Source organism: Roseomonas chloroacetimidivorans, assembly GCF_049629625.1.
Lineage (GTDB): Bacteria > Pseudomonadota > Alphaproteobacteria > Acetobacterales > Acetobacteraceae > Roseomonas > Roseomonas chloroacetimidivorans.
The window spans coordinates 1-2,712 of record NZ_JBNBZS010000215.1; the positions used below are offsets into that span (position 1 = coordinate 1).

Annotated in this window: 2 protein-coding genes; both read right to left on the minus strand. The window is 68.4% G+C overall.

Annotated features, from left to right (window positions below):
- Positions 1-121: 121 nt before the first annotated feature.
- Positions 122-931, minus strand: a complete 810-nt coding sequence (istB, locus tag ACO1BU_RS36690; RefSeq protein ID WP_424140793.1) for an IS21-like element helper ATPase IstB — start codon at positions 929-931, stop codon at positions 122-124.
- Positions 928-2,439: an IS21 family transposase gene (istA, locus tag ACO1BU_RS36695; RefSeq protein ID WP_424140794.1), complete on the minus strand. Its 1,512-nt coding sequence runs from the start codon at positions 2,437-2,439 to the stop codon at positions 928-930. Before istA ends, istB begins: the two co-directional genes overlap by 4 nt.
- Positions 2,440-2,712 lie beyond the last annotated feature (273 nt).

The window sequence follows — 2,712 nt, forward strand, 5'->3', positions numbered from 1 at the left end:
TATGGCGCGACAATCTGGATGCGAGCAGCGCGACAATCAGGATGAGAGTCTGTGGTCGCGGCGGCTGGATGATTGCCGCGGAGCGACACGGGCGCAAGAGATTTCCGGGACGGCGCGACAATCAGGATGAGGTGTTGATTGTCGCGCGTGTTGGTGGGCGGCCTGGTCCTCGTTTGCGCTCGACGGCGGCGCGTCTGCGGTAGCTTTCAACATTCATCTCGAAAATCGTGGCGTGGTGGACGAGGCGGTCCACCGCTGCGAGCGCCATGACCTGATCCGGGAAGATCCTGTTCCATTCCCCGAAGGGCTGGTTTGAGGTGATGAACAGCGATCGGCGCTCGTAGCGGGCGGCGATGAGCTCGAAGATGACACTGGTTTCTGCCTGATCCTTGGTGACGTAGGCGATGTCATCAAGGATCAGGAGGTGGTATTTATCGAGCTTGGCAATGGCGGCCTCGAGTTGAAGGTCGCGCCGGGCGGCCTGCAGCTTCTGGACGAGGTCGGTGGTGCGGGTGAACAGCACCCGCCATCCATTTTCGACCAGGGCAAGGCCGAGGGCAGCCGCGAGATGCGACTTCCCGGTGCCTGGCGGGCCGAAAGCCAGCAAGTTGGCGCCCTTCTCCAGCCAGCTGTCGCCTGCTGCGAGGGCCATGACCTGTGCCTTGCTGAGCATGGGGACGGCCTCGAAGTCGAAGTTGTCGAGCGTCTTGCCTGGCGGCAGACGGGCCTCCTCAAGATGGCGCTGAATACGGCGGTTGGCGCGCTCGGCCAGTTCGTGCTCGACCAGGGTCGCGAGTAAGCGGGCGGCTGGCCACCCCTCCTTGTCGGCCCGTGCGGCGAAGTCGGGCCAGATCAGCTTGATGGCCGGCAGGCGGAGATCGTTGAGGGCCAGCGACAGGCGGCCGGCGTCGATCGGGTCGGCGGCGCTCATGCGGCGTCTCCCTGGCGCACGGTACCAATCTCCTCATAGGCGCCGAGCGCGGGATGGGCGACGACGACCCCGGGTAAGGCCGCGGCATCGGGCCTGAACCGGGCCCGCAGCTCCGCCATGTCGGGCAGGTTGCCTGCCTCGAGCAGGGCATTAAGCACGTCGGCCAGCTCGGCCTCGCAGGCCCGCTCATGGGCAAGGGCGAGGATCTCCACCATCGTGCGACAGGCCTGCCGAGCGGACTGGCGGGCCAGCATGGCCTCGAATGCCCGCGCATAGGACGGCCGCGGAAACAGGCTGTCGCGGTAGACCAGGCCGAGGAGCGCCATCGGCTTGCGCCGCAGCGAGTGGATGACGTGGCGGTAGTCGACCACGTGACCGTGCCGCCCGTCGGGCTGCCGCCGCCCCCGAGGCAGCGTGAGCTGATGGGAGCTGCCGAGATAGACCTCGAGCCGGTCGTCATGGAGCCGGACCCGCAGCCGGTGGCCGATCAGACGCGAGGGCACGCTGTAGAACACCTTGCGTAGCACGAAGCCGCTGGAGGAGGTCACAGCGACGATTGCCTCCTCGTGGTCGGCGGTTCGGCGCGGTGGCAGGTCCTGGAGCGCGGCGCGCTCGAGCTCGATGCGCGGCGCCAGCCGGGCGTTGCGGCGGCCGACCACCTCGTCGACGAAGCGTCGGTAGGCGGTGAGGTCGGCGAAGTCACGCGAGCCGCGCAGCAGCAGGGCATCCGCGATGGCCGCCTTGAGATGGCCGTGCGCGCCCTCAATGCTGCCGTTCTCATGCGCCAGGCCGGGGTTGTTGCGGCTCGGCTCCATGCCGTAGTGGGCACAGAGCGCCTCGTAGCGGCGGGTCAGGTCCTCCCTGGCATCACGGTCGAGGTTGCGGAACGCGGCCGAGAGGCTGTCACTGCGATGCTCGTGCGGCACGCCGCCGAGCGCCCAGAGGGCATCCTGCAGCCCCTCGGCCAGGGCGACGTAGCTCTCCCCGCCCAGCACCACATGGGCATGCTCAAAGCCCGAATAGGCCAGCCGGAAATGGTAGAGCCGGTGCTCAAGGGGCTCGCCGGCAGTGCTGACGGCGAGCTCACCCATGTCGGTGAAGTCGGACAGGCCGAGCCGCCCGGGTTCGTGGACCTGGCGAAAGATGACCTCCTGCTCGGGGCCGTGCAGCGCTCGCCAGCTCCGGATCCGCCGCTCCAGAGTGCGGCGGACCCCGGCGCCGAGCTCAGGATGGCGCCGCAGCACCTCCTCGAAGATGGCGATCGGGCGCAGGCCGGGGGCGGACCTCAGCAGGGGGACGATCTCGCTGTCCCAGACCGCCGCCAACGGGTCAGGTCGGCGGCGTTCTCGTGGCGGGGCCTTTAGCGATGGCGGACGCGGATCTTGCTCGATGCGGTAGGCGGTCGCGGTGCTGAACCCGGCCTTGGCGGCGGCGATCGGCACCGGCTCTGTCCGGCGGAACTTCATGTACAGCCTCATCTGGCGGTCGGTGACGTGGCGGCCGGGCACCAGGCGGATCCCTCCGGAGAAGGAAGCCATTCCGGTGCCGACCGGCCGTAACCGCCAGACGGCGAGACCCTTGTCAGGATCGCGCCTCACCGCCGTGGTCCCCCCGGCCGGGCTACGCCCGACCTACGGGACCACGGCGGCGATTCTCATCCTGATCGCCGGGCCGTTCTCATCCTGATTGCCGCGCAGCAATGGAGCCCGTTCGACTAACAGTAGTCTCCTAGCCGCCCCCCTGACCGGCGGGGCGGTTTGCGTCTGGGCGCTGACATGAGC

Excerpts from the sequence above, each read along its gene's own strand:
- istB (WP_424140793.1), bottom strand. The coding sequence starts at position 931 with ATGAGCGCCGCCGACCCGATCGACGCCGGCCGCCTGTCGCTGGCCCTC.